The sequence below is a fragment of the Paenibacillus sp. FSL R7-0345 genome (assembly GCF_038595055.1).
Taxonomy (GTDB): Bacteria; Bacillota; Bacilli; order Paenibacillales; family Paenibacillaceae; genus Paenibacillus_AQ.
Genome location: NZ_CP152002.1, coordinates 3,285,325 through 3,311,728 on the forward strand (window position 1 = coordinate 3,285,325; position 26,404 = coordinate 3,311,728).

Below are 26,404 nucleotides of genomic sequence, written 5' to 3' on the forward strand. Positions count from 1 at the left end.
TTTAAGTTAAGGGAAAAGTGGCGGAGGGGAACTTTATATAAACCCCGTGTCACAAAAAAAGCGGCTGTCTCGTTCTATATGCAAACTATAGAAGGAGTGGATTGTATGAAAACATTGACATGCGTTGTTATCGGTGCCGGGTATGCGGGGATTCATGCAGTGAAGGAGGTCCGGAAATGGTTCAAGGATCAGGCTGGGAAGTATCCGCTGCGGCTTGTCCTGATCGATAAAAATGCTTTCCATCTGCGTAAAGTATTAATGTTTAGACCGGCCGTTACGAATGAAGAAATACGGATTCCGCTGACTAAGCTGTTTCCGGACGGTGTTGAACTGGTGCAGGCCATCGTCTCCAGCATCCGTGCGGAAGAAAAAAAGCTGATGTATGTGAATCCTTCGGGAGTGGAGCAGGAGATGAACTATGATGTGCTTGTTGTAGCAGCGGGCAGTGTGATCCGTCAGCCTGATCCTGAACAGGGCGGAATTCCGCTCACTTCACTGGAAAATGCTCAGAAAATCCGCAGCAAATGGCTTAGAAATCTGGAATTAGCCGCTGCTGAAATTGAACCGGGAGAACGCGATCGACTGCTGCAAATTGCCATTGCGGGAGCTGGAATCAGTGGTATGGAGACTGCGGCAGAGCTGGCTTATTACGCCCGCAAGGATGCGGAACGGCTGGGACTTGACCCTCAAGCTGTAAAGATCGACCTGTACAATGCAAATGAGCGTCTCTTTCCGGACGGTCCGGCCAAAGTAGGATTGAGACTGGAGCATATCCTCCGGGACATCGGTATAACTACTCTGCATAATAAACGTGTGATCAAAGAAGAGAATGGGGTATTATGGTTATCAGACGGTGAGCGCCGGCCTGCAGGTTTATGCATCTGGACGCTCGGACTGCAGCCTAATCCTAGGATATCAGCAATCGGGGTGCCAGTAACGTCAGAAGGCTATGTACAGGTTGACGACAGTTACAGGGTAGCAGATATGCCGGGTGTATACAGTATCGGTGACTGTGCCAGAATTACAGACCCTGTAAGCGGCCATGTCGACGGCAAAACCTGCAAGGAAGCGATTCCCCAAGCGGCCCGGCTTGCCAAAATCATACTGGCAGATCTCGAGGGTCACCAGGCACCGGTCCATGAAAGCTATATGAATTTGTTCTGCATCGGACTAGGTCCCGATAAAGGCTTAACCTGGGTGAATAAATGGGGACTAGATTTTGTGATCACAGGGAAATTGAGCTGGAAAATTAAGAAATATACTTGGGATACAGCGAGCATGCTGACAACGACTTAACAGATATAAATTCAGAAAAAGGGGGTGGTGGAAATAGAGGAATTATACAGTCAGTACAAAAAGTTAATGCTCATGCTGGCTTATCAAATGACGGGTACATGGTCCGATGCGGAAGACGCCGTGCAAGACGTTTTTCTCAAAGTCTACAATGTGAACCCGGCTGGCCTGGCCGAAGAGCCAAAGGCGTATTTGTGTAAAATGGTCGTAAACCGCTGCCGGGACCTGTATAAATCGGCTCGCAGACGGAGGGAATATTATGTCGGTGAGTGGCTCCCCGAACCCATCCCCACTGCGGAGTCGGATCCGCTCCATTTCATAGTCCGCGATGAGCTGCTGTCCTATGCGGTTCTGATCATGCTGGAGAAGCTGTCACCGGCAGAACGTGCGGTATTCGTTTTGCGTGAGGCTCTCGGTATCGAGTACGGCGGAATCGCCGAGATTCTCGGTAAAAGTGAGGTGAGCTGCCGGAAGCTGTTTAGCCGCGCAAAGGGGAAAATGGGTATCAGTGCTGAGGAACCTGATATTGCCGAAAGCGATCAAGAGATGTGGGTTCGCCGGTTCCTGTCCGCACTTGCGCAGGATAACACAGAGCAGGTCATTTCCATGCTCGCTGATGATGTCGTCCTCATTTCCGATGGGGGAGGCAAAGTATTCGCCGCCGTCCGACCGATCTCCCAGCGCGATGCCGTGTCCAAATTTCTGTTTGGATCTTTCCATAAATTGTACCAGCAAGCGGAAGTACAGATCGAAATCAGCAGGATCAACGGCCAGACCGGGATCATTTTCCGTGTGGGAGAGCAGGTCGATTCTGTGGCGCTGTTTCATAGCAGCGGACATTTAATCCGCAGCATTTATCTGATCCGTAATCCGGATAAACTTGGGCATTTTAATCCTTCAAAATCGTCGGAAGGGAGATAGATATGGAGAATCCAGCAAACAATCTTACAGAAGACAAAAAAGCTGAACTAATAGATAAATATGGTCTTTCGGCTGAACCTGATCCGTCAAAAAATCCGCTGTTCCAGGGTGACTTCGGCTTTTCTGTTAACTTTCCAGTGCTGATTGCAGCTAGTATTCTTTTGTTGGCGGCGGGCATTCTGGTATATGTTTTGATAAGAAAAAGAAAGGCCTAAACAGTACACCATTCGAATCCATTATTTGTTTTGAGATTATTTATACTGTGGTGAGGTGTCAGCTGGCTTATGGCTAATGATCAATCTTATACAATCGGGCATGTGTCACGGATATGCGGGGTTTCCGTCCAGACCTTGCGGTATTATGACAACGTCGGGCTGCTAAGTCCGGGCCGATGCAGGGCGATTGAAGTGAACAATACTATCGGAGGTGTACAGCCAGTACTAATGACAAAGAATATAACAATCGGTCTGCTAGCTCACGTCGATGCCGGGAAGACCACTTTCGCCGAGCAGCTGCTCTACCATACGGAAGCGATCCGCAGCCGGGGCAGAGTAGACCATAAGGATACTTTTCTGGATACCCATGAGATTGAAAAAGCGCGCGGGATCACCGTATTCGCCGATCAGGCAGAATTTAGCTACGGGGATTCACGTTATTTTCTGCTGGATACTCCCGGCCACGTCGACTTTTCGCCGGAGATGGAGCGGGTGCTGCAAATTCTTGATTATGCAGTTGTGATTGTAAGTGCCGTAGAAGGAGTAGAGGGGCATACGGAGACGGTCTGGCAGCTGCTGCGATCATACGAGATTCCAACCTTCTTTTTTATCAATAAAATAGACCGGACCGGCGCTGATCCGCAGCGTGTTCTAAGTGAGATCCGCGAGCTGCTCAGCAGCGATGCCGTTATGCTGCCGGAGCTTGCAGCTGGCGGTGTGGACGATGAGCTGTGTTCTTTTTTGGCGGAACGGGATGAAGCGCTGTTTGAGGCTTATCTGGGCGGAAGCTTGGACGGGCCTGCGTGGGTGGATGCACTGATTAGGCTGGTCCGGCAGGGGAAAGTCTTTCCTTGTATGGCAGGCTCAGCTCTGCTTGATGAAGGGATCGGCAGCTTCCTGGAAAATCTGGATACACTCGCGGTAACGGACTATGATCACCGGCTGCCTTTTGCCGGAAGGGTCTACAAGATCCGCTATGATGAAAAGGGTACAAGGATTACTTATATTAAAGCGCTGCAGGGTGTGCTGAAAGCACGGGAAGAATTGGCGTACGGTCCGGAGGAAAAACGCATCTCAGAACGGATTACCGGCATCCGCCGGGTGAACGGGGCAAAGACGGCAGCAGCTGACTGGGGTGCGGCGGGTGAATTGTTTGCCGTCACCGGCCTGACAGCTGCCGGCCCGGGCGAAGGCGTCGGAGAGCTAAGGGATATCGTGGGCAGCGGGCTTGTCCCCGCACTTAAATCCAAAGTCAGCTTTGAACCGCCGGTACATTTGAAAGAAGTGCTGCAGGCGTTTCAGCAGTTGGGCGCAGAAGATCCGTCGCTGAATGTAAGCTGGGATGAAACGCTCCAGGAGCTCCAGATTCAGGTGATGGGGCAGATCCAGCTGGAGGTGCTGGTGCAGGTGCTGCGTGAGCGGTTCCGTATTCCGGTGACTTTTGGTGACCCGGAGATTTTGTATATGGAGACGATTAGTAACATAGTCTATGGCTGCGGGCATTTTGAGCCGCTCGGCCACTATGCCGAGGTACACTTGAAGCTTGAACCGGGTGAACGGGGCAGCGGCGTAATGGTACATAATAAGTGTCACCCGGATCATCTGGCTGTGGGCTACCAGAATCAGATTGTTCAGGTGCTGCTGGAAAAAGGGCATCACGGCCTGCTGACAGGTTCACCATTGACCGATGTGCAGATTACGCTGTTAAGCGGTAGAGCTCATAACAAGCATACGTCGGGCGGAGATTTCCGGGAGGCTGCCCTGCGCGCATTGCGTCAGGGTCTGGAGCAGGCGGAGAATGTGCTGCTTGAGCCGTTTTATGATTTCAAAATCAGAATTCATGCCGACGATATTGGTAAGGTAATGTCGGATATCCAGCAGGCGAGCGGCAGCTTTGCTGCACCGGAAATAAATGGGGAAACAGCGGTACTTACCGGAACAGTGCCGGTTGCCACCTTCATGAATTATCCGGTGAGGCTGGCGTCCATGACACAAGGCAAAGGAGCCTTGTCCCTGCGGGCCGGCGGATATCAAACCTGTCACCAGTCCGGACAGATCATCAGCATGAAGCAGTATGATAAAAATGCCGATCCGGCCTACCAGTCGGCTTCGATTTTTTGTGCAAAAGGGCAGGCGTATCCGGTTCCCTGGGACGAGGCGGCCGGGCATATGCATGTCAAGCTGGAGCACTGAGACATTTACGGAGAGGTCTGTGTAGGACATATGTCCTTTAAGGAGCGGCGGATATGGCTTTTAATAGGTTAAAAGCAAATGTTCAGAAATCTGAGGAGGATAACCATGTCAGCAACAACGATAGACAAGATTGCCTTGATTCACATTGTAGACGGGAGGGTGCTGGGGGCACGTTCTCACGGTAAGGACACTTATTATTTTCCGGGAGGCAAACGGGAAGCGGGCGAGACGGACAACGAAACGCTAATCCGTGAGATTGAAGAGGAACTAACGGTACAGATTATACCGGAGAGCATCGCACAGTTTGGCACATTTGCGGCTGAGGCACACGGCAAAGAAGCTGGTGTGCAGGTGCAGATGACTTGCCTGACTGCTGATTATAAAGGTACTCTTGCGCCGGCTGCGGAAATTGCTGAGCTGGCCTGGCTTACCTTTGCAGACAGAGAGCGGGTGTCGGCGGTCAGCAGGCTGATTTTTGACCGGCTGTATGAGATGAAGCTGTTAGACTAATGTAGTTTGTGTATTTTTAGCCCGTTTTAGCCTCCTTGGTTGAGGTTGAAGCGGGCTTTTTGGTGCAATGCTAAGGGGAAATTATAATTTAGGACATATGTCCTTCACGGATAACGCCGGATGTCATTTAATTAAGTCAGAGATCACATAGAGGAGAGAGAAGAGATGAAGGGGATTATTTTTGCCTTTATAGGCGGGGCATGTATTACGCTGCAGGGGGTCGCCAACGCAAGGATCAGCCAGGACATTGGCACATGGCAGGCAGCAACTATAACACAATTAACCGGTTTTATTATGGCTTTGGCTATTCTGCTTTTTGTACGCGACGGGAAGAAGCAGGGCTTCAAAAAAGTAAATCCGCTCTACCTGACCGGAGGCGCACTGGCTGCGTTCATTATTTTCAGTGAGGTAACGGCTATTCAGCATGTCGGGGTTACGCTGACTATATCCGCACTGCTGATTGCCCAGCTGTTCATGACTTTTATGATCGACAGCAACGGCTGGTTCGGGGTAGTGAAGCAAAAAATGCGCCTCCCGCAGTTTATCGGCATCGGAATGATGATTGCCGGCGTGCTGATTCTTAAACTTTAATGTACAGCGAAGGAGATAACTTTTATGATAACGGGTATTATATTGGCATTAATCGCCGGGGCGCTTGTGGGTCTGCAGAATATCTTTAACAGTAAAGTCAATGAGCATACCGGCTCCTGGTCGACAACGACGCTTGTGCTCGGCATGGGCTTTATCGCGTCACTTATTATGGGGCTGATTACTCAAGGGACGGGGATGTTTACGCTCCAGCATATGCAGTCATGGTACTGGTTCAGCGGAGTAATCGGCGTTGGCGTGGTAATCTGTCTGGTGCAGGCCACGAAGCTGCTGGGAGCGACGTTTGCGATTTCAATCGTACTGACCTCGCAGCTGGGATTCGCGCTTCTGTGGGATTCACTCGGCTGGATGGGATTGGAAAAGGTTCCGTTTAGTTTCAACCAGCTAATCGGCGTGCTGGTCATCGTTGGCGGGATTCTCGTCTTTAAGCTTGGCGGAAGAGGAGAGAAGGGCGGGCAGGCAACTGCTGCGGCGGACAAAAAACGCCAGACTGTGCTGGGTACGAAATAAATAGAGGCCGGAGCTTCCAGGGATGGGAGCTCCGGCCTTTTAATTATGGGGAGGCTAAAGCGATTCCCCACCATTTTGATCCGCCCGCCATTTGCCCGCTTTTCTGCCTCGTCTCAGGCCAAAAGTAGGCCGGGATGACCGGAGTAAAGGGAAAAATCCCATTATTCGGGCCAAAAGTAGGCCGGGATGACCGAAGTAAAGGGAAAAATACCATTATTCGGACCAAAAGTAGGCCGGGATGACCGAAATAAAGGGAAAAATACCACTATTCGGGCCAAAAGTAGGCCGGGATAACCGAAATAAAGGGAAAAAACCCACTATTCGGGCCAAAAGTAGGCCGGGATGACCGGAGTAAAGGGAAAAATCCCATTACTCAGGCTAAAAGAGGGCGGGAATACTCGGCATAGAGGAGAAATCCCGCTAATCCTTGCCATCTCCCTGCACGCATCCTGCTTTTCAGCCATCTCACCCGGCTAGTCTCCAATCCAGCTGCCCGCCAATCCGCCCGCCAAGTAAGCCTACACCAGCCCGACCCGGCCCGCAGACGGCGCCTTGCTGCCAAGCAGCGCACTCCTCCACTGCTCATATACCGCCCAGGCCTTACCGTTGTCGAGGAGATGCTTGCAGGTGTACACGCCTTCCTCAAGTGAACCGGCTTTGCCGGCCAGGTGCAGCCGGGCCCCGCCGTTCAGCAGGGTCTGGTTGTAAAAGGCCATATGGCCGCCACCCTGCAGCACCGTTTCCGCGGTCCGCAGCTGAAGCTCCGGCGTCCAGTCCAGCTCAGGCACTTCCGTCTCAAGACCCAGCAGGTCCGGGTCGATAATGTCGAGCTGCGCCTGGCCGTCAGCTATGGTGTACACGCGGTTTGGGCGGTCAATGAACAGATCCTCGGAGCCTTCAACGCCCTGGACAACCAGGCCTTTTTGGTAACCAAGCTTGATGATCAGTCTAGAAATACGGTCAAATACGGTATTATGGTAGATACCAAAGACAATGTAGGGTGAGCAGGAGTAGTCGATCAGCTTCTCGGCGGTATTCAGAATTGTCCGCATGCCGATATCCTCTCTTAACGGCCGGAGTGCTCCAAGCGGCGGGCACCACTGATCCGCCTGGGCGAACAGCACACCGCTATCTGCTGCCGCCGCAACAGTGTCATCCCGCGAGAGCCCGGCAACACGGACGCCAGATGCTTCAATAATATCCTGCAGCGTAATGCCCCATTTCGGCGGAAGCGGCGCTGCTCCGTGCAGAGTAACAGGTACACCCGCCGCAGCCAGCAGAAATGCTGTCGGGAAGGTAGCAATGAAGGAATCCCTCCGGCCGTCATACGGTCCGGCGCAGTCCAGTCCTTGCTGCACAGGCTCGCGGCGGGCATATTTGCGGCACACCGCGACAAAAGCCTCCAGCTCCTCAATACTCTCCAGCTTGATCCGCTCGGCAATCAGAAAAGCGCCGATCTGCACGGGCGATGCGGTCTGGCAGAGAATCGCTTCAGCTGCCGCCTGCGCTTCGTCATAGCTCAAATCGCGGGCGCCGCGCTTGCCTCTGGCTACTTCTTTTAACAGGTTGATCATATCGGATTCTCCTTAAGTTTGATCCTGGAGCAGCTGGTAGACCTTGACGATCGAGGTGGCTACATCCACCATCCGTTTGCGTTCATTCATCGCCTGCTTGCGCAGTAGGTCGTAGGCTTCGGATTCACTGATGTTTTTGGCTTTGGACAATATGCCCTTGGCCATATCAATCCATTTGCGTTCCTCAATCCGCGCGAGCAGCTGCTCCTTCTCCTTGTGCCATTGCTGGCGCTCGAAGCATTGCCTGGAGCTGAAATGAAGAATCCAGTGGACCTCCTGCTCGTGCATCCAAGGGGAAAGAATACCATCCACAATGATATTGTCACCGCAGGCGGAGACAGACAAGTTGGCAGTAGCGGAAGTACACCACCAGAGAACGGGAGCCGTTTTGTGCTTGAGCAGTTTTTTTCTCCAGACATTAATTTCGGTAATCGGCATACAGAGGAGGGAGGCATCGGCATCCTGAATTAATATAGAAGCCTGCTCCTCGTCATTTGCCGTCCAGGTCACGTATCCGCAAGCCTCAAGAAGGCTCCCTGGACTATGCTCGGAGCGCGCCTCTGTGTCGTTCTCTGTTCTGCCGTTCTGAATCAAGAGCAGGGAATGCATAGCCAGACGCTCCTTTATAGGATCTTCAAGATCTCAATCTTCTTCAGCGTAAGCATTGTCGTTCTAAACTATATGTAATAATATATAACACGGAAATGGTTGTTTTGTCGACGAATTAAATTATTCAAAATTTATATGTCATAATTGTTGACGTTTTGGAATGATCTGTAGTATAGTCGATTTAACAAATTCATCAAATCTACGGATACAACGGTGTATCCGGTTGAAGCGGCAACGGCGCCTGCTTTCACTTTTATCGCAACGGGAATGTTATGTTTCCGGGCGGAGTGAAGCGGGCTATTTCTGTTGATTTCTGGTGTGTATATAGAGAGGAGAGAGACATATGTCAGCTGTACGCAAAAAACTGGTATTAGTCGGAAACGGAATGGCGGGGGTCAGAGCGATAGAGCATTTGCTCAAGCTGGCACCGGAGGCTTATGAAATTACTATTTTTGGTACAGAGCCGCATCCTAACTACAACCGGATTATGCTGTCTTCTGTCCTGGCAGGCGGAGCAGATCTGAACGATATCATCATTAATGACCTGGAATGGTACCGCAGCAACGGCATCCGGCTCTATACCGGACATACAGTAACTTCTATTGATACTGTGAACCGCAAAGTTAAAACCGACAAGGGAGTGGAAGCCGGCTACGACGAGCTGATTCTGGCAACCGGGTCCAACCCGTTCATGCTGCCGCTGCCCGGAGCAGATAAAGAGGGCGTCATTGCCTTCCGTGACATCAAGGACACGCAGATTATGCAGGAGACAGCCAAGACACACCGCAAAGCGCTGGTCATCGGCGGCGGACTACTGGGGCTGGAGGCGGCGCGGGGGCTGCTGCATCTGGGAATGGAAGTGTCGGTTGTTCATATCAACCAATATATAATGGAGCGCCAATTGGACGAAGCTGCTTCGGTCATGCTGCAGAAGGAGCTCGAAGCCCAAGGCATGAAGTTCCTGCTGAAGAAGCAGTCCGAAGCCATTCTCGGCAAAAAAAGAGTCAAAGGCCTGCTGTTCGCAGACGGCGAGGTAGCTGAGACGGACTTAATCGTCATGGCTGTCGGCATCAAGCCGAATGTGGAGCTGGCCCGGGGAAGCGGCATCGACGTGAACCGTGGAATTATCGTAAATGATTACATGGAGACGAGTATTTCCGGTATCTACGCTGTCGGGGAATGTGCCGAGCACCGTGGAATCGCTTATGGGCTGGTCGCCCCGCTGTATGAGCAGGGAGCTGTTCTGGCCAAAAGACTGGCCGGAGCACAGACCGAAGGCTACGCCGGTTCCGTTACATCAACGAAGCTGAAAGTATCCGGGGTCGATGTATTCTCGGCAGGCCAGTTCATTGAACAGCCCGGCTCCAGATCGCTGCGGTATCAGGATGAGATCGAAGGCGTCTATAAGAAGCTGGTTATTAAGGAAGATAAGCTGGTCGGCGCGGTTTTGTTCGGGGATACGAGTGACGGCGCGCCGCTGTTCTCAATCATCAAGAACGGTGAGAATATCAAAGGCAAGGAAAAAGAGCTGCTGCTCGGCATTTCCTCTGACGCACTGGGTTCAACGAAAGGAAACAACCGTCTGGAAGCGATGGCTGATGATGAGATCATCTGCGGCTGCAACGGGGTCTCCAAAGGAGCGATTGCTGAAGCGATTCAGTCCGGCGGCTGCACAAGCGTTGGTGATATTAAAGCCTGCACCAAAGCCTCTGCCTCCTGCGGCGGCTGTAAGCCGATGGTGGAAGGACTGCTCCAGCTGTATGCCGGAGATAAGGCCGTCAAGGTAAAAGAGGGCATCTGCGGCTGCACCACCCTGGGGCGCGACGAGATTGTGGCCGAGATCAAACGGATGAAGCTGATGACCGTCAAGGAAGTCATGCATGTGCTGGACTGGAACAACGAAGAGGGCTGCACTAAATGCCGTCCTTCCCTGAACTATTATCTGGGGATGCTGTGGCCGGAAGAATATATCGATGAAAAAGAGTCCCGGTTTACGAACGAACGCTACCACGCTAACATCCAGAAGGACGGAACCTATTCCGTTGTACCGCGTATTTACGGCGGGATTACGACCCCTGCGGACCTGATCAAAATTGCCGAGGTTGCCGTCAAATTTGATGTTCCAATGGTGAAGTTTACCGGCGGCCAGAGACTGGATCTGCTTGGTGTGAAGAAAGAGGATCTCCCCAAAATGTGGGAGGAGCTGGATATGCCTTCCGGCCATGCCTACGGCAAGACGCTGCGTACGGTTAAGACCTGTGTCGGCTCGACCTTCTGCCGCTTTGGTACCCAGGATGCGATCGGAATGGGAATCCGGCTGGAAAAAGCTTTTGAGCGGCTAAACGCACCGTCCAAGGTAAAGCTGGCTGTATCCGGCTGCCCGCGTAACTGTGCGGAAGCGACGATCAAGGATTTTGGCGTCGTGGCGATTGACGGAGGCTGGGAGCTGCACATCGGCGGTAACGGCGGGGTTCATGTCCGGGCGACGGATCTGCTCTGTGTCGTGAAAACGGATGACGAGGTGCTGGAGTGGGCAAGTGCTTTCCTGCAATATTACCGTGAAAATGCGGTCTGGAATGAGCGCACCTCAACCTGGGTCGAGCGTGTCGGTCTGGAGAGCATCAAGCAGGCACTTGAGAACCGCGAAGATCGGCTCGCCCTGAAGGAGCGGATTGAAGCAACGCTGGCTCTGACAACCGATCCGTGGAAGCAGATTGTCAATGAGCCGGAGCTGCGCAAAAACTTCACCCCGATCACAGAACCTGAAACGGTATAAGGAGGCGTTATCCATGACAATGACCAAAGTGCTGGTAGGCAATGTAAAGGATATCGATATTAAAGGCTCACGGAAGCTGCATATGGCGGGAACAGAAATTGCATTATTTCGTATAACAAGCGGAGAAGTTTATGCTGTAGAAAATAGATGCCCTCATAAAGGCGGTGCTTTATCGGAAGGCATGGTATGCGGTTCGAAGGTCCACTGTCCGCTCCATGACTCCCGGATTGATCTGCACAGCGGTAATGTGCTGGCTCCGGATACAGGACATGTAAAGACTTATGAAGTGGAAGTTGACCCGGACAGCGGGCAGATTTATCTGACGATCTAATACAAGATTACAGTATACAGGGGGGAGGGACCGTTATGGATTATGTAAAACCGAATGAAGTGCTGTCTTCCATGATTGAAGCCGGAAAAACCAAAGCAGAGCTGTCCATTATGCAACTGATTGTACGCGGCGGTCTCGGCGGGTCAATTCTTGCCTGTGCGACCACTCTGGCTTATACTGCAGCGGCACAGACGCAGATTCCTATGATCGGCGCGCTTCTATTCCCGGTGGGCTTTGTAATGATTATTCTGCTCGGCTTCGAGCTGGTTACCGGCAGCTTTGCTCAAATCCCTCTGGCAGTTCTGGAGAAAAAGACGTCAACGGCGCGGATGCTGAACAGCTTCTTCTGGGTCATCATCGGGCATCTGATCGGCTGTGCCATCTACGCAGCACTCTATGGACTTATCATTACCAAAATGGGTACGGACATGTCCAATCCGATGATTCAGACGCTTATCTCAACAAGTGAAGCCAAGACGACCGCTTATAAAAGCATGGGCGCAGACGGCATGGGCCTGGCCTTCATAAAGGCGATCCTCTGCAACTGGATGGTTACCCTCGGCGCTGTGCTGGCAATGACCTCCAAATCCACGGCAGGTAAAATAACTGCGATGTGGCTGCCGATCCTGACCTTTTTTGCCCAGGGCTTCGAGCATACGGTTGTGAATATGTTTGTTATTCCAGCGGGAATGATGCTTGGCGCGAACGTAAGCTTCGCCGACTGGTGGATCTGGAACGGCATTCCTGTGCTGCTTGGTAATGTGATTGGCGGCGCGCTGTTCACCGGCCTGCTGATCTATCTTGCTCAAAACGGCTTCCGTGCCAGCCGCCCCGTGCCGACAGTTACGGTGCTGTCGGGTCATGGTGAAGGCGCGATTGCCAAGACAGCAATAATGGAGAAAAGCCTATGAAACAAGGACACATCTCTATTGTCGGCGCAGGCCCGGGAGACCCGGAGCTGATCACAGTAAAAGCGATGCGCCGCATCCAGACGGCGGACGTTGTTCTCTATGACCGGCTGGTGAATGAGGAGCTGCTGGAGTACGCACCGGAGAAGGCGCTGCGTATCTATTGCGGGAAAGCGCCGGGCCAGCATTCCATGCCGCAGGACGCTATCGAGCGGCTGATGATTATGCACGCTGCCGCAGGAAACCGGGTGGTCCGGCTGAAGGGCGGAGATCCATTTGTCTTCGGCAGAGGCGGAGAAGAAGCGCTTGCTGCCGCGGTCGCCGGAATTCCCTTTGAGGTCATTCCTGGAATCACCTCGGCGGTCGGCGCAGCCGCCTCAGCCGGCATTCCGCTGACTCACCGTGGGGTAGCTACTTCGTTCGCTGTAGTGACTGGAAGCCGCTGTAATGACGCAGCTCAGCCCGTCCGCTGGGATGCTTTGGCTCACAGTGTCGATACTCTGGCCATCTATATGGGAATGAGCCAGCTGGGAGAGATTACGGAGCAGCTGATCAGGCACGGCAAAGACCCGCAAACCCCGGTGGCCTTGATCGAAAAGGGTACAACTACCAAAGAACGGACCGTTACAGGGACGCTCGCCAACATCGTTAAGCTTGCAGCTGTGATGAAAATCAGCAATCCTGCGATGATTATCATCGGTGAAGTGGTTAATATAAGGGAACAGGTGCTAAGTTTGCAGCATGCGGCACATTCTTGTACAGGCTGACCTTTTGAAAGTGAGTGCCGTCACACGGGAAGCTGATGCAGCAGGACATATGTTTTCGGGGTCCCCGCAAAGTACCTGAGTCAGCATCGATGTATAGACCCCACTTTGTGGGGTTGTTTTGTGATATACTCTATATACACTTTTACTCAGCACCAAGGAGGTAATCACCTATGCAAGTACAACTGGATGTACTCACTACAGAGCGGCTGCAAGCAAGCTTGGCCGGACAGCCCGGCGCCTTCAAAATGTTTTATGATACCGAGGATTGCGGATGTAACGGTGTGCTGGTCTTGCAGATCGTTGACGGGCCTAACGCTACTGACATTGTTTATGAGCAGGAGCCGTTCACCTTTATCGTTGACCGTCAGCAGGAATCGTTATTCGATAACGTTATGCGGATTCAGGCGGAGGAGAACTATCCGTCTTACAAGGTGACCAGTGATTCGACGCTGTTCGGCAGCAATGTCAGAATCAAAGACACTCGTCAGCAAGCGGTTAAATAAAAGGAATAGAAAACAGCAGCCCTCTGCTAAAGAGAAGCCTGCTGTTTTTTTTATTAATTGAAGTTTGCTAAAAACCGCCGCAGCCTGGTAAGCCTAATAAGCTGTCCACCCGCCGTCAGCAGTAACGACCGCAGCGTTCACGAAGCTGGCTTCATCAGATGCCAGGAACAGGGCAAGTCCTGCGATTTCCTCCGGTTTGCCGTTGCGCGGGTTAAGTGCCAGTCCAGCCTGGATACGGCCCATTCCGAATTCGTTGATATGCGTCATTGTTGAGCCGATATTGGTCTCGACACCGCCGGGTGCAATTGCATTGCAGCGGATTCCTTCCTTGGCGTACATGAACCCGGTGTTCTTGGTGAAACCGACAACTGCATGCTTAGTGGCTGTGTAGGCAGCACCTGCCCGTGCTCCGAACAGACCGCCGGCCGAGGCTACGTTGATAATGACACCAGCTTTCTTTTCCAGGAAAACAGGCAGCACTTTGCGGGTAGCCCGCATGACAGAGGTTGTGTTAACAGCAAAGATCTTCTCCCACTGGTCATCCTGTATGTCACCTGCAGGCTCGAAATTATCCATAATCCCGGCGTTGTTCACCAGAATATCCACGGTACCATACGTGTTGACTGTAGTGTCAATCAAGGTCTGGATGTCTGCTTCAACCGCAACGTTGGTTTTAACGGCAATGGCCTCGCCGCCTCCGGCTTTAATTTCCTCTATGGTTCCATTGGCTGCGTCTAAGTTAATATCAGAGACTACGACCTTAGCTCCTTCTTTTGCATACAAAATAGCAATCGCCTTGCCCATTCCCGAGGCCGCTCCGGTTACTACGGCAACTTTGTTTTGAAGTCTCATGCTCATCAAGCCTCCATGTTCATTATTCAGATCATCAATCGGTTAGTATAGTTAATTCCGGCTAAACTATGCAGCAAAATCCGGCAAAATTGAACCGGCTTGCAAATGTTGTATATACTAGAGTTACTTTTAAGGAGAAGAGGATCGCTGATGAAGTTTATCGGACTGGATATCGGGACTACCTCCATTACGGGACTGGTGTATTCCCTTGAGCATAAAATAGTACTGTGCAGTATTACAGAAGAAAGTGATGCAAGGATCTCCGGGCGTCAGGAGGAATGGGAAAAGCTGCAGGACCCTGAGGTTATTTGTAAAGTCATCGGCCGTATTCTGGAGGAGCTTCTCCAGACGGAGGATGACATCATGGGAATCGGATTGACAGGCCAGATGCACGGAATCCTCTATACTGGTGACATTGGTCATGCTGTCAGCCCACTCTATACATGGCAGGATGGCAGGGCCGGCTTACCTTGGGATGGTGATATTACATATGCTCAGAAGCTTAGCGGGCTGACAGGCTATTCCGTTCCTCCCGGATACGGTCTTGCTGCCCATTACTACAATCTGCAGCAGGGACTGGTTCCGGCCTCGGCTGTCAGCTTCTGCACCATTGCGGATTTTGTTGCCCTCCAGCTGACTGGCGGCACAACCCCGGTGGTGGATGCAACCCAGGCTGCGGCCATCGGGTGCTACAGCTTTTCAATGGGAGACTTTGACTATGACGCTATTGAACAGGCAGGGATAGAGACAGGAATGCTGCCTGTGGTTGTTCCTTCCGGTACTCTCGCCGGACATACTCCGGATGGACTCCCGGTTTACTGTTCGCTCGGGGATAATCAGGCCAGCTTCCTCGGAAGTGTACCGAGCCCGGAGCAGTCGGTGCTGATTAACATCGGTACAGGAAGTCAATTATCTGCGCTGTTACCGGATGGTGAGTACGACATAGAAGGGATGGAGATGCGGCCTTTCCCGGGTGGCGGGAGACTGGCTGTCGGCGCAGCGCTCAGCGGCGGGAAGTCGTATGCGCTGCTGGAGCAATTTTACCGGGACGTGATCCGCAAGTTTACCGGGGAGGAGCCGGGGGAAATATACAGCTTCATGGAGCGGCTGCTTGATAACAGTGTCCCGTCACCACAAAGTTTAACGGTGAATACCCAATTTCTCGGAACCCGGACACATCCGGAGCTGCGCGGCAGCATCGGGCAGATCTCGCTGGACAATTTCACACCGGCAAATCTGGCGCACGGGTTTCTTCAGGGGATGGCGGATGAGCTGTATGCTTATTATGAGGCTTTGACCCGCGTAACCGGTAATGTTTACACGTTCATTATCGGGTCAGGCAATGCGCTGCGGCTTAACAATGTTTTGTGCGGGAAGGTACGCACAGTCTTTGGGCTGCCGTTTGCATTCAGCTTGTCCATTGAGGAAGCGGCTGTCGGTGCGGCATTATGTGCTGCGGCAGGGAACGGCTGCATACCAAGCTTCCGTGAAGCCGGTCAATACATCGGGCTGGATCAGCCGGAATGATATGTTCGGCACCTCTGCTGTATGAGGATGAGAAGCGGCAGCTGTATTTTGGATCCATAATAAAGAGTGGGGCCATCTTCTAGGGATGGCCTATTTTCAGCAATACAATGGTTATACGGTTATTCAATAGCGATGTAAATTTCAATTTGTGTATTGGCCGGATCGTAGTTTCTGGTATCGTACAATTCAAAATCCCCCGTGTACGTTCTAACCTCAGGCGATTCTTCGAAATAGGACCAGATTTCCTGCCAGGCTTGTGCGACCACTTCATTTGCAGGACCCGATGTTGTCTGGAATACGAGGTACTTGCTCTCAGGAATGGACTTTGTTTCGAAAAGATTGCCGTCCTGCGCGGGAGCACCGGCAGTTTCGTGTCCAATTAAGGTAGTATATGCCCCGGTTGCATCACTTTCATAATCAGTATAGAGTGCGTAAATATCATTCGGATTCTTGATCCCTGATATTGCGGCCACCTTGCTGTTGAAGTAGCTCTCCCATAACTTGGGCAGTCTACCATCCGGGCCGGCTTCTTCTGCATTTGTAGTCCTTACGGAGACTCCTGTTAGCATCAGTTTTGGTTTAGTAACCGTATAAGTTTTCATGTTCATCAACATCCTCTCTATAACGTTAAGTATACAAGGGGAAAGTTGACTACCTTCTGTCAAGTTTGCAGGCAGAATTCAGCTAAATTGCAATCGTACGGGGCGGAAGGCTATAATAGTCACTATATCTTTTCCAACCCGCACCAGAAAGTAGGATTACTATGAAAGCCGTAATGCTGTTCCTTTGGGGAATTGTCCTGTTTATTTTTACATGTGCCGCTGATTCAAGCTTTTGGAGTAAAGGGGTTATGCCGTATTTCCACCTGACGCCCTCCCCGGATTTTCACAATCTGCTTCAGATGGATATCAAGCTTACTGAAGTTTTTATCACCCGCAAGATCGGACATTTCATCGGGTTTGCCATCTTCGGGATGCTTCTCTACCGGATTAACCGCAGTTACATAAAAAGCATCGTCTGGTCTATAGCGTTCGCTGTGTCCACAGAAATTTTCCAGCTTTATTTCGGGCGGGACGGGAGAGTGTACGACATGATTAATGACTCTGCAGGTATCGTCGCCGGAATAATCCTTATAGCAGTGGTAAAAAGGTGGACTGGTGCAGCCGGCTTACAGGCAAGACGCAGGTAAGTATGGAGCTATAAGAAAATCAACACTGAATAAGTTGTGCGCAAAAACGACGTCCATTCTAGGAAACAGAATGGACGTCGTTTTTATGTAGTGCGCCCGGCATGGGCGATAACTAGGCGGTGAAAGTCCGCTACAGGCTTGGCAGTAGGAACTGTTAGCCAAAGGCAAGGGTGTCCGCCGCGAGGCGGAATCTGAAGGAAGCCGGAGGCAAACCCTCGGTCTGACGAACAGAAATCACATAGAAGGCATACTGGGACGGACGAGCTTGCTACATAAAGCGAAGTCCAATACTGCCCGAATCCCAGCATGTAAATGTGGCAGATAGATGAGGGGAAGGTTATCGCTCTTACCCGGGGAGGTCTCACAGACGTCCGGTAGGAAAAAAAATCCGAACGACGGAGTAAAGCTTGCTGTGAGAAGTCAGCAGAGGCCATAGTACCGGGAAACTTTTTTTTTTTCTCGCGGGAAGGGCCGAACAATCGTAAGTCTCGAGTACAGACCGGAAGGAGAGCTGGCGCGATGAAAGCAGAATACCGAAAGGGCTGCCCGCAAAGGGATAGCGTGGAACGCGAAGAGTATGCGGGAGTGCGGAGTGCCGGCATTCGGGAACGTAGAGAAAGAGGCGGTGCAATGGACCTGCTCGAGCAGATTCTGGACAGAGATAATCTGAACAGAGCCTACAAGCAGGTCAGACGCAACCATGGCGCGCCAGGAATCGACGGAATGACCGTCGAAGAGGCGCTGCCCTGGCTGCAGGAACACAAGGACGAGCTTTTGCAAAGCATCCGGGAGGGCCGGTACAAGCCTAGCCCGGTACGGCGCAAAGAAATCCCCAAACCAGATGGAAGTGGAGTGCGGAAGCTTGGCATCCCTACGGTGATAGACCGCGTGATTCAACAGGCGATTGCCCAGCAGCTACAGCCCTTGTTTGAGCCGCTCTTCGCAGACGGAAGTTACGGCTACCGCCCCGGGCGGAGTGCGCAGCAAGCCATCCGCAAGGTGAAAGATTACGCACAGCAAGGCTATAGCCACGCAGTCGAAATCGACCTCTCTAAATATTTTGACACCCTGAACCATGAACTGCTAATGAATCTGCTACGTAAGCAAATCCCGGATCACCGTGTAACCGAGCTGATTAAGAAGTATCTGAAAAGTGGAGTTATGGAGAACGGGGTGCATAGCAAAACAGAGGAAGGTTCTCCGCAAGGAGGCCCCTTATCTCCACTGCTTGCGAATATTTACCTGAATGAATTCGACCAGGAAATGAACAGCCGTGGAGTGAACGTGATTCGGTATGCAGATGACATCGTGGTACTAGCGAAAAGCAAACGGGCAGCGACGCGGCTTCTGGAATCCTGCCGGAAGTACCTGGAGAACAAACTAAAACTCCAGATGAACACGGAGAAGAGTAAGGTCGTGAGCGTAGTGGCGCGGAAGCATTTCAAGTTTCTTGGCTTTGCCTTGGGGAAGAACAGGGATGGGGCATATATCCGGGCCCATAGTCAATCTCTCGCCAAAGCAAAGAAGAAATTGAAAGAACTGACGAGTCGCAGTCAGGGCAGGAAGGTCAGGGAAGTGATGGAGAAGGTGAAAGTCTACATTCGCGGCTGGATTGGCTACTTTTATGTAGCCGATATAAAGCGAATTTTGCAAAGCTGGAGTCAATGGCTGCGTAGAAGACTGCGGATGTATATCTGGAAGCAGTGGAAAAAGCCCAAAACAAAGGTACAAAACCTACGGAAACTGGGAATACCGGAGTGGCAGGCCTACCAATGGGGGAACTCCCGCCTGGGTTACTGGCGAGTAGCCGGAAGCCCGGTACTGTCCCGTACGATAACAAATGAAAAGCTCGCACAGGCCGGGTATTATGACTTCCCGGCACAGTACGAGCATTTACGAAAATTGCACTTAAGCGGTTGAACCGCCGTATACCGAACGGTACGTACGGTGGTGTGAGAGGTCGGCTGCTCAGTTAATGAGCAGCCTCCTACTCGATTGCTTTTAACAGGATTCGCGCTGTTTCCATAGGGGACTCAACAGGCAGCCGGTGAAAATCAGCAGATTAGCAGCTATAGTGATCAGGAACACGGTACGGGGGCCTGACAGCTCTGAGACCCAGCCGGAGGCTATGATCGCAAACGGCATCCCCAGCTTAAAAATGGACCCGGTAATCCCGCTTATACGGCCAATCAGATGATAAGGTGTTGTCTCCTGACGGAACGTCCAGATGCTGACTGTGCTTACGGTCTCGAAACAGCCATACAGGAATAGGCCACCGGCAAGCAGATATACGGAATGCGACATATAGAATAGGATGCTTGTCAGACCGGTAAATAAGCATGACAGCGTGATTAAGCGCCCAACCGGAAACAGGCTCCGCAATTTAACAATCAGCAGACTCCCGGCCAGTCCGCCGAGTCCTGCAGCCGAGAATACAATGCCAAGCTCAAGGTTGCTCAGCATAAGCTCATCCTTGGCGAAGAAAATGATAGTAGTGTCCACCATGCCCGATGTACTGTTCAGAAACACCACGGCAATGCTCATCGACAGCAGCAGGCGATTGCTGCGCAGCTCGGTCCAGCCTGCCTGCAGCTCTTTCCAGAAGCCCTCTCTGTTACTGGCAGCAGACCTTACAGGCTCATTGGTTCTGATAAAGCTTAAGGTTATGAACGCCAGACTGAAGGCAACTGCTGTAAGCAGCAGGGCTTCATGCATTTTCGGGAGCATTAACAGCAGACCGCTCAATACCGGACCGGCAATGCTGATAAAGGTGGTAACGAAATTATAGGATGCATTCGCAGATGTCAACATCTCAAGAGGCAGAGAATGCTTTACCATTGCTACCCGGGCATTGGAATAGGCATAGCCGAACGTCATTAGCATAAATCCGGCCACATAGAACATAGGCGCAGCTTGGTGTCCGTTTTCAATCGCCAGATATAACGCAGCCAAAATAACAATTTGCAGCAGAATGGCGGCTAAAGACCATCTTTTCTTATGTACCCTGTCCACAATTACGCCTATGAACATCGCCAGCAGCAGGTTTGGCAGATACTCAATTCCGCGCATGGCAGACATGATTACTGAAGATTTAGTGAAGTCGTAAAGAATCAGGGGGAGAGCCAGTTCATAAATTTTGTTTCCTAATGCCATAACTGCCCCTGCGCCAAGCAGGATCATAAAGGCCGGGCTGCGCCAGATTGAAGGGGCTGCTTGCTCTGGTTGCATCGTTGCTTTGATCATTTTAATTACACGCTCCTCTTTACTTACGGGTTGCCTCAAATTATACTTTTACAAAAGTGGAACAAAAATAGAAAGATAATTTTTACTCTTTCGCCTTTTAGAGGAGGAACAAAAATCGACATAGAGGAGTATTATCTGCAGCTCAAAGATCATTACACTGCACAAGCAGATGGTGACTGGTTTCCCGTAACGATTGATGATCTGTCGTCAGTCTTTGACTGCACCCGCCGTAATACGCAGTTTCTGATCCAAAAGCTGAAAGAACAGGGTTTTATCGGCTGGAAATCAGGACTTGGAAGAGGCAATTCATCACAGCTGGCCTTGCTGTGCAATAAAGACGAGTTGATTCTCACAAGGGCACAAAACTTAAGTCTGCATGGACAGCTAAGCGAAGCCTTTGCATGTATACAGGCAAGTGACAGGGAATCGGTTCATGCAGAATTCCATACATGGCTGGGGAACAGGTTCGGGGTGCAGAAGGAGCGGAGTGAGCAGGACATCCTGCGCTATCCATTTTACAGGCCTGTCCCGGATTTGGACCCGATGAAGGTAGTAAGGCGTACAGAAGCCCATCTAATCAGCCAGCTGTTCGACACCTTGACACGATATGATCCGTCCGGCAAAAAGCTGAAGCCCGGCCTGGCTCATCACTGGGAGCATGATGGAACGTTCACACGCTGGACCTTTTATCTGCGCAAAGGCGTGCTGTTTCATCATGGCAAACCGTTGAAGGGTGAAGATGTAAAGTATACATTTGAGAGGATCCGGCAGTGGAACGGAGAGGACTGGCTGATTAATAGCCTGCAGTCTATTGAGGTTACCGGTGCATATACTGTCTGCTTTGAATTAAGTGAAAGGAATGCGCTTTTTGCACATTTTATTGCATCGGAACGTTTCTCGATTGTACCGGATGATCTGGAGCAGCTGGATTCCAGACGTAACTTTGCCCGGCTGCCGGTGGGCACCGGACCATTTTGTATGCGGAGCAATACAGAGTCGATGCTGGTCATGGGTGCCAATGAGCATTATTTTGCCGGACGTCCGTTTTTGGATACCGTTGAAATGTGGGTCTGGCCTGATTATGAGGAGGAACTGCGGCATACACAGCCTTCCGGACAACCGCAGCTGCTCTATTTTGAGGCGATGGATAAGGGTGAATCCGAGCAAAGATTACACCAGCTGGAATCGGGCAGCACGGTGCTTACCTTCAACCTATCGAAACCCGGTGTACTTCAGGATTATGGTCTGCGTCATGCCATACACTTGGCTCTCGGCCGTGAGCAAATGATCCGTGAGCTGAAAGGAAGAAGAAACAAGCCTGCATCAGGATTTCATCCCGGCTATTATGATGCTGACTATGGGGGCGTTACATCAATAGCAGCAGCAAGAAAATGCATTGAACAATCCTCCTATAGCGGAGAAGCGCTGCAGCTCTATACCTATGAATATTATAGTAATGAGGAGGATGCCCGCTGGATCATGGCAGCATGCAGTAAAATAGGGGTGCAAATAGAACTCACTATTTTGCCAATCCGGGAGTTATCACAGGCAGAAGTGATAACCCGGGCGGATATGATCTATGCCGGAGAAGTACTGGGGGATCAGCCTGTCATCACTTTAACTGAAATGTACCGCTCTCAACATGGATATATCCGTAATCATCTGCATGCTGCGCTCAGGGCCGCAATGGATGCCATGCTCGCTGATGCTTTGACTGAAACCGGCGAGGACAAGCAACTGATTGTGCTTAGAGCAGTTGAGGAGGAGCTGAATCGGCAGTTGAATGTGCTGTTTGTATATCACAGTGTCCAGGAGGTCGGCTACGACAGCTCTCTTAATGGCATAGCCCTAAATGCCTGGGGAAAGATCAACTATAAGGATGTCTGGGTAAAATAATACCGGAAAAACCTCCCGGGAATGTTAACCCGGGAGGTTTTGTTACTCATGGTTCATCAGCACACGTACAGGTATCTCCACAATATATCCGCCATCATCAACGCTTCCTGCTCAATCCGGTCGTACAGCCGGATGCTGGCAGTATAATCTTTATTCAGCATCGTAACGGCTTCCTCTTTCGTCATAGCGAGATGCTGATAGAACATTTTGCGGAATTGCTCTTTGGGAAAATAGGGGTTCAGGCGGGTGAGGAATTCCACAATCTGATCGGCATTAGCATACCAGCGTTTTTCTGCTGCAGCTGCGGCGGCTGAATCGCCTGCTTTGGCTGCTTTAATCAGGTCAGCGGCAATTACCAGATGTTCTTTGATCAGCGCAGTGTAGGTATTGGCAGCAGCATCACCGTAAAATGGGCGTATCGCATTGCCCATATCCACCGGATTCTGCAGCAGCCTGGCGACTACAACGTCTGTATCAGGCAATCCGAATACAAGGCTGGTAATGGCCATGCGGGTCCAGGCAACATGCTGTTCCCATAAGGTGCGCATCAGGTTTTTGAATTCAACCTGGGCATGGGTCAGGCAGACAAGCTGCGGTCCATAATAAGCCGGAAAACAGTGCGAATTGCCGTGAGCATTAGAAGCGGCATAAGGGCTGACGCCCCCGTAAGCATACATCGTAAATCCCCCTCGAACATTAATATCTTATCCTATGGTACATCCGCCTATTTGGTTCTAAGCTGCGGCGCTGCGCAGACAGCAAAAAGGAGAGCCCGCATAACGCAGACTCCCCTATAACTAACGGTACAGCTTATTTAGGTGCAATAGTAAACCGGAAGAAGTATGGCCGGTTAGCCGGCAGCATGAATTCCTTGTGAATCGGTGCTCCCCAGCTGTCATCGCCTCCGATACCCATCTGCTTGTAGTTCACACGCAGTACGGTTTTGTCTGAGGCAGGCAGCTTATAGACATGATCGCTTGCTTCAAGCTCATCCGGGGTCCAAGGCATTGCGTTAAGCTCGAACAGGGACGGAGCTTCAATCTTGAAGCCATGGCCGTCTGTACCGCTGGTCAGTGAAGCGAATCTGACATCGGTCTTGTTGCCGGATTCCTGCGGACGCAGGTAAGGGGTGAACTGGTCACTAACCTTGCCGCTGTAGCTGCCGACAGCCGCACTGGTGTTACGGTCCCAATGGTTCTCGTGCGGGCCGCGGCCGTACCAGGAGATGGTATCAAGTCCGCTGTCCAGCACAAACATCATGCCGAATTCCGGAAGCTCTGGCAGGCTGCTGCCGCCCGGATTGAGCTCCTGGCTGATTTCTACAGAGCCGTCACTGCGGACATCGTACTTCACACGCAGGATGGAATCCGGACCAGTGAATAATACATAGTCTGCAGAGATCGTGCAGCGGTTGTCTAGAGCCTCAAAACTGAAGCTGATCAGGCTTTGGCTGCTTGAAGCTTCTTTCCATACAGCGCTGCGCTTGTCGAGCCCGTTACCCAGATCGTTATCGGTCACCGCTCTCCAGAAATTGGTTCTGGCCGGCTGCAGGAGCTGTTCTTTGCCGCCTGTCACATAAGAGTAAAGCTCGCCGTTTGTTGTATTAAAGGAAACGGAGAAGGCTTCTCCGGATACAGTAACGTTATCATCCTGCTCAGTCACCTGCAGGGACCCGCCGGCATTTGTCCGGCTGGCGGCAATCCATGGCACCAGGACGAACTGCTCCCAAGCGATAACATGGCCTGCTTCTGACCAGGCTGTTGCTTCAGCCTGAGTGAAGGAGAGGGTCAGTACAGCTTCCTTATCATTCAGAAGATCGCTGGCTTCATAAGGAATAGATATTTCGATTGTTTCACCCGGTGCTGCAGCTACCTGCAGGGAGCCTTCCTGTGCGGTTTCACCGTTCAGGGATACATTCCACTGCAGCTGATAATCACTCAGATCGCTGAACAGGTAGTTGTTCTTGATCTGGAAGCTGCCTTTTTGCAGGTCAAGGGCAGTCAGCTTGATGTACTGATAGCATTTTTTGACCTCAAGCAGCTTCGGAGTTACCGTACGGTCAGCGAACAGGAGGCCGTTTCCGCTAAAGTTGCCGTCATGCGGCGTTTCGCCAAAGTCACCGCCGTAAGCCAGATACTCGATACCCTCTGCCGTTTTGGTCCGGATGGCCTGATCGACCCAGTCCCAGATAAATCCGCCCTGAATGATGTCGTACTGATCAAACAGCTCAGTGTAGAGATGCAGCCCGCCGCAGGAGTTACCCATTGCATGGCTGTATTCGCAGAGAATGTACGGCTTTTTCGGATTGTTTTTGGCATAGTGCTCAACTTCATTAGGTCTGATGTACATTGTGGACTCGATATCGCTGGCCGCCTCGGAAGGTCTGTAATGGAATATCCCTTCATAATGCACCGGACGGGTCGGATCCGCTTCTCTTAAATAGTCATGCATCGCAATGAAGTTGTCGCCGCCGAAGGACTCATTACCCAGCGACCAGATGATAACCGACGGATGGTTCTTGTCGCGCTGCATCATAGTATTGCAACGGTCGATAACATTCGCCAGCCACTCCGGTCTGCTTGCCGGAACGTTCGTCTCTACCAGCTCTTCCTGCCCGTATTTCCAGGAGCCGTGGGTCTCCAGATTAGTTTCATCAATTACGTACAAGCCGTATTCATCGCACAGCTCATACCAGATAGACTGGTTCGGGTAGTGGGAAGTACGCACGGCATTGATATTATGGGATTTCATCAGCTGGACATCGCGGATCATATCCGCTTTGGAGAGGGCGCGTCCGGTGTCGCAGGAGAATTCATGACGGTTAGTGCCCTTCAGGACAATACGCTTTCCGTTGATTTTCATCAGGCCGTCCTGGATTTCGAAGGTACGGAAGCCCACTCTGCTGCTGACCAATTCCTGCACCTGCTGCTGATCGTCAATAACGCTGATAACTGCAGTATAAAGGTAAGGCTTTTCTGCGCTCCACTTCTCCGGATTAGCGATATGCCGGCTAAGCTGGATCTCCTGCACATCATTACCGTCAAAAGCAACAGCGGCCGACAGCGGCTGCTCCCAGAGTGCCTGCTTTTGTGCATCATAGAGCTGTACTTCAACAGAATAAGGACTAACTTCGCTGTTAAAATAATTCTCCAGCTGCAGCTTCACCTTCAGCTCGGCATCGGTAAAGGCTGCGTCTAGCTCTGTTACTACAGAGAAGTCAGTAAGATGAACCTGCGGCGTAGTATACAGGTAAACATCACGGAAAATCCCGCTCAGCCGCCAGAAATCCTGATCCTCCAGCCAGCTTGCGTCACACCAGCGGTAGACTTCTACAGCCAGTTTATTCTCGCCTTCACGCAGGTAAGCGGTAATATCATATTCGGATGGGGTAAAGGTATCTTCACCGTATCCGACCAGATCCCCGTTTACCCATACATAGAAAGCGGATTCCACACCCTGGAAGCTGATGAATACAGGCTGGCCAGCCCAGCCTTCAGGTACAGTAAAGGTACGTGTGTATGAGCCGACCGGATTGTATTTGGTTGGGGCAAACGGCGGCTTCAGATCCGGCTCGGAAACGGCCCACGGATAACGGACATTGGTATATTGCGGGTAGTCATAGCCCTGGAACTGCCAATGGGCCGGCACCGGAATTTCGGCCCAGGTGCTGTTATCGTAATCCAAGGTATAGAAATCCTTAATCCGCTGCTCCGGGGTCTCTGCAAAAGCAAACTTCCAGCTGCCGTTAAGGGAATGATAGTTAGGTGATGCTGCAAACTCGCCTTGAAGTGCCTGCTCTACAGTTGTATAGGAGATCATAGAGGCATGAGCCGGCAGGCGGTTGAGCTGGAAAATTTCAGGATTGTTATTCCATTCGGGATAACCGTTGGATGGTGGTTGGTAGTCTAGCTTCTTGCGCACATTAACATCTCCTTGTATTGTTATATTCATATTATAGAACGCCAAAAGACTATATGA

General features: G+C 51.4%; 23 protein-coding genes. 16 read left to right on the forward strand and 7 right to left on the reverse strand.

Features of this window, described 5'->3' with window-relative positions; all coding sequences use genetic code 11:
• Positions 1-105: 105 nt before the first annotated feature.
• The 7 genes from NST84_RS14010 (at position 106) to NST84_RS14040 (ending at position 6,251) form a co-directional block, all read left to right on the forward strand.
• A complete protein-coding gene (locus tag NST84_RS14010) occupies positions 106-1,296 on the forward strand; it encodes an FAD-dependent oxidoreductase (RefSeq protein ID WP_342566154.1) in 1,191 nt (396 codons plus the stop codon).
• 27 nt (positions 1,297-1,323) lie between these two features.
• Entirely contained in the window at positions 1,324-2,214 is an 891-nt protein-coding gene (sigJ, locus tag NST84_RS14015) for an RNA polymerase sigma factor SigJ (protein WP_342566155.1), read from the forward strand.
• 2 nt (positions 2,215-2,216) lie between these two features.
• On the forward strand, positions 2,217-2,429 hold the full coding sequence (locus tag NST84_RS14020; protein ID WP_342566156.1) for a hypothetical protein: 213 nt from the start codon (positions 2,217-2,219) through the stop codon (positions 2,427-2,429).
• 69 nt (positions 2,430-2,498) lie between these two features.
• A complete protein-coding gene (locus NST84_RS14025) occupies positions 2,499-4,622 on the forward strand; it encodes a GTP-binding protein (RefSeq protein WP_342566157.1) in 2,124 nt (707 codons plus the stop codon).
• 105 nt (positions 4,623-4,727) lie between these two features.
• The gene (locus NST84_RS14030; protein WP_342566158.1) at positions 4,728-5,132 is read left to right on the forward strand and encodes an NUDIX domain-containing protein; all 405 of its coding nucleotides are present in this window, start codon (positions 4,728-4,730) and stop codon (positions 5,130-5,132) included.
• 165 nt (positions 5,133-5,297) lie between these two features.
• On the forward strand, positions 5,298-5,723 hold the full coding sequence (locus tag NST84_RS14035; protein WP_068724547.1) for a DMT family transporter: 426 nt from the start codon (positions 5,298-5,300) through the stop codon (positions 5,721-5,723).
• A gap of 24 nt (positions 5,724-5,747) precedes the next feature.
• The gene (locus NST84_RS14040) at positions 5,748-6,251 is read left to right on the forward strand and encodes a DMT family transporter (protein ID WP_342566159.1); all 504 of its coding nucleotides are present in this window, start codon (positions 5,748-5,750) and stop codon (positions 6,249-6,251) included.
• 518 nt (positions 6,252-6,769) lie between these two features.
• On the opposite strand, the gene NST84_RS14045 is transcribed toward NST84_RS14040, so the two are convergent.
• Entirely contained in the window at positions 6,770-7,825 is a 1,056-nt protein-coding gene (locus tag NST84_RS14045) for an anthranilate phosphoribosyltransferase (protein WP_342566160.1), read from the reverse strand.
• Between the two features lie 12 nt (positions 7,826-7,837).
• The gene (locus NST84_RS14050; RefSeq protein ID WP_342566161.1) at positions 7,838-8,434 is read right to left on the reverse strand and encodes an ANTAR domain-containing protein; all 597 of its coding nucleotides are present in this window, start codon (positions 8,432-8,434) and stop codon (positions 7,838-7,840) included.
• A 343-nt stretch (positions 8,435-8,777) separates the two neighbouring features.
• Here NST84_RS14050 and nirB point away from each other — a divergent pair, with 343 nt between their 5' ends.
• The 5 genes from nirB to NST84_RS14075 all read left to right on the forward strand — a co-directional run bounded on the left by nirB (position 8,778) and on the right by NST84_RS14075 (position 13,719).
• Positions 8,778-11,210: a nitrite reductase large subunit NirB gene (nirB, locus tag NST84_RS14055; protein WP_342566162.1), complete on the forward strand. Its 2,433-nt coding sequence runs from the start codon at positions 8,778-8,780 to the stop codon at positions 11,208-11,210.
• Positions 11,211-11,229: 19 nt separating this feature from the next.
• Positions 11,230-11,541, forward strand: coding sequence for a nitrite reductase small subunit NirD (nirD, locus tag NST84_RS14060; protein ID WP_342566430.1), 312 nt, complete (start codon positions 11,230-11,232; stop codon positions 11,539-11,541).
• 35 nt (positions 11,542-11,576) lie between these two features.
• On the forward strand, positions 11,577-12,452 hold the full coding sequence (locus tag NST84_RS14065) for a formate/nitrite transporter family protein (RefSeq protein WP_342566163.1): 876 nt from the start codon (positions 11,577-11,579) through the stop codon (positions 12,450-12,452).
• Entirely contained in the window at positions 12,449-13,216 is a 768-nt protein-coding gene (gene cobA, locus NST84_RS14070; protein ID WP_342566164.1) for a uroporphyrinogen-III C-methyltransferase, read from the forward strand. Before NST84_RS14065 ends, cobA begins: the two co-directional genes overlap by 4 nt.
• 170 nt (positions 13,217-13,386) lie before the next feature.
• Positions 13,387-13,719, forward strand: a complete 333-nt coding sequence (locus tag NST84_RS14075; protein ID WP_342566165.1) for an iron-sulfur cluster biosynthesis family protein — start codon at positions 13,387-13,389, stop codon at positions 13,717-13,719.
• Positions 13,720-13,812: 93 nt separating this feature from the next.
• Here NST84_RS14075 and NST84_RS14080 read toward each other — a convergent pair whose 3' ends face one another.
• Entirely contained in the window at positions 13,813-14,571 is a 759-nt protein-coding gene (locus tag NST84_RS14080; protein WP_342566166.1) for an SDR family oxidoreductase, read from the reverse strand.
• Positions 14,572-14,721: 150 nt separating this feature from the next.
• Here NST84_RS14080 and NST84_RS14085 point away from each other — a divergent pair, with 150 nt between their 5' ends.
• A complete protein-coding gene (locus NST84_RS14085) occupies positions 14,722-16,098 on the forward strand; it encodes an FGGY family carbohydrate kinase (RefSeq protein WP_342566167.1) in 1,377 nt (458 codons plus the stop codon).
• A gap of 119 nt (positions 16,099-16,217) precedes the next feature.
• On the opposite strand, the gene NST84_RS14090 is transcribed toward NST84_RS14085, so the two are convergent.
• Positions 16,218-16,706 carry a GyrI-like domain-containing protein gene (locus NST84_RS14090; RefSeq protein ID WP_342566168.1) on the reverse strand — a complete coding sequence of 163 codons (489 nt, stop codon included), beginning with the start codon at positions 16,704-16,706 and terminating at the stop codon, positions 16,218-16,220.
• A 155-nt stretch (positions 16,707-16,861) separates the two neighbouring features.
• Here NST84_RS14090 and NST84_RS14095 point away from each other — a divergent pair, with 155 nt between their 5' ends.
• A complete protein-coding gene (locus NST84_RS14095; protein ID WP_342566169.1) occupies positions 16,862-17,287 on the forward strand; it encodes a VanZ family protein in 426 nt (141 codons plus the stop codon).
• Positions 17,288-17,806: 519 nt separating this feature from the next.
• Positions 17,807-19,207: a group II intron reverse transcriptase/maturase gene (ltrA, locus tag NST84_RS14100; RefSeq protein WP_342561760.1), complete on the forward strand. Its 1,401-nt coding sequence runs from the start codon at positions 17,807-17,809 to the stop codon at positions 19,205-19,207.
• 81 nt (positions 19,208-19,288) lie between these two features.
• On the opposite strand, the gene NST84_RS14105 is transcribed toward ltrA, so the two are convergent.
• Positions 19,289-20,530 carry an MFS transporter gene (locus NST84_RS14105; protein ID WP_342566170.1) on the reverse strand — a complete coding sequence of 414 codons (1,242 nt, stop codon included), beginning with the start codon at positions 20,528-20,530 and terminating at the stop codon, positions 19,289-19,291.
• Positions 20,531-20,560: 30 nt separating this feature from the next.
• Between NST84_RS14105 and NST84_RS14110 the strand changes: the two genes are divergently transcribed.
• Positions 20,561-22,426: an ABC transporter substrate-binding protein gene (locus tag NST84_RS14110; RefSeq protein ID WP_342566171.1), complete on the forward strand. Its 1,866-nt coding sequence runs from the start codon at positions 20,561-20,563 to the stop codon at positions 22,424-22,426.
• 56 nt (positions 22,427-22,482) lie between these two features.
• On the opposite strand, the gene NST84_RS14115 is transcribed toward NST84_RS14110, so the two are convergent.
• Together NST84_RS14115 and NST84_RS14120 are read right to left on the reverse strand one after the other, a co-directional pair.
• Positions 22,483-22,974 (reverse strand): acetylglutamate kinase, encoded by a 492-nt coding sequence (locus NST84_RS14115; protein WP_342566431.1) that lies wholly within the window; start codon positions 22,972-22,974, stop codon positions 22,483-22,485.
• 262 nt (positions 22,975-23,236) lie between these two features.
• Positions 23,237-26,347 (reverse strand): glycoside hydrolase family 2 TIM barrel-domain containing protein, encoded by a 3,111-nt coding sequence (locus NST84_RS14120; RefSeq protein WP_342566172.1) that lies wholly within the window; start codon positions 26,345-26,347, stop codon positions 23,237-23,239.
• Positions 26,348-26,404 lie beyond the last annotated feature (57 nt).

Coding starts and splice junctions, on each gene's coding strand:
- NST84_RS14025 (WP_342566157.1), top strand. CDS start 2,499: ATGGCTAATGATCAATCTTATACAATCGGGCATGTGTCACGGATATGC.
- NST84_RS14010 (WP_342566154.1), top strand. CDS start 106: ATGAAAACATTGACATGCGTTGTTATCGGTGCCGGGTATGCGGGGATT.
- NST84_RS14045 (WP_342566160.1), bottom strand. CDS start 7,825: ATGATCAACCTGTTAAAAGAAGTAGCCAGAGGCAAGCGCGGCGCCCGC.
- NST84_RS14075 (WP_342566165.1), top strand. CDS start 13,387: ATGCAAGTACAACTGGATGTACTCACTACAGAGCGGCTGCAAGCAAGC.
- ltrA (WP_342561760.1), top strand. CDS start 17,807: ATGAAAGCAGAATACCGAAAGGGCTGCCCGCAAAGGGATAGCGTGGAA.
- NST84_RS14035 (WP_068724547.1), top strand. CDS start 5,298: ATGAAGGGGATTATTTTTGCCTTTATAGGCGGGGCATGTATTACGCTG.
- NST84_RS14080 (WP_342566166.1), bottom strand. CDS start 14,571: ATGAGACTTCAAAACAAAGTTGCCGTAGTAACCGGAGCGGCCTCGGGA.
- NST84_RS14115 (WP_342566431.1), bottom strand. CDS start 22,974: ATGCGCACCTTATGGGAACAGCATGTTGCCTGGACCCGCATGGCCATT.
- NST84_RS14040 (WP_342566159.1), top strand. CDS start 5,748: ATGATAACGGGTATTATATTGGCATTAATCGCCGGGGCGCTTGTGGGT.
- NST84_RS14020 (WP_342566156.1), top strand. CDS start 2,217: ATGGAGAATCCAGCAAACAATCTTACAGAAGACAAAAAAGCTGAACTA.
- NST84_RS14090 (WP_342566168.1), bottom strand. CDS start 16,706: ATGAACATGAAAACTTATACGGTTACTAAACCAAAACTGATGCTAACA.
- NST84_RS14095 (WP_342566169.1), top strand. CDS start 16,862: ATGAAAGCCGTAATGCTGTTCCTTTGGGGAATTGTCCTGTTTATTTTT.
- NST84_RS14105 (WP_342566170.1), bottom strand. CDS start 20,530: ATGATCAAAGCAACGATGCAACCAGAGCAAGCAGCCCCTTCAATCTGG.
- NST84_RS14050 (WP_342566161.1), bottom strand. CDS start 8,434: ATGCATTCCCTGCTCTTGATTCAGAACGGCAGAACAGAGAACGACACA.
- NST84_RS14030 (WP_342566158.1), top strand. CDS start 4,728: ATGTCAGCAACAACGATAGACAAGATTGCCTTGATTCACATTGTAGAC.
- cobA (WP_342566164.1), top strand. CDS start 12,449: ATGAAACAAGGACACATCTCTATTGTCGGCGCAGGCCCGGGAGACCCG.
- nirB (WP_342566162.1), top strand. CDS start 8,778: ATGTCAGCTGTACGCAAAAAACTGGTATTAGTCGGAAACGGAATGGCG.
- NST84_RS14065 (WP_342566163.1), top strand. CDS start 11,577: ATGGATTATGTAAAACCGAATGAAGTGCTGTCTTCCATGATTGAAGCC.
- NST84_RS14085 (WP_342566167.1), top strand. CDS start 14,722: ATGAAGTTTATCGGACTGGATATCGGGACTACCTCCATTACGGGACTG.
- nirD (WP_342566430.1), top strand. CDS start 11,230: ATGACCAAAGTGCTGGTAGGCAATGTAAAGGATATCGATATTAAAGGC.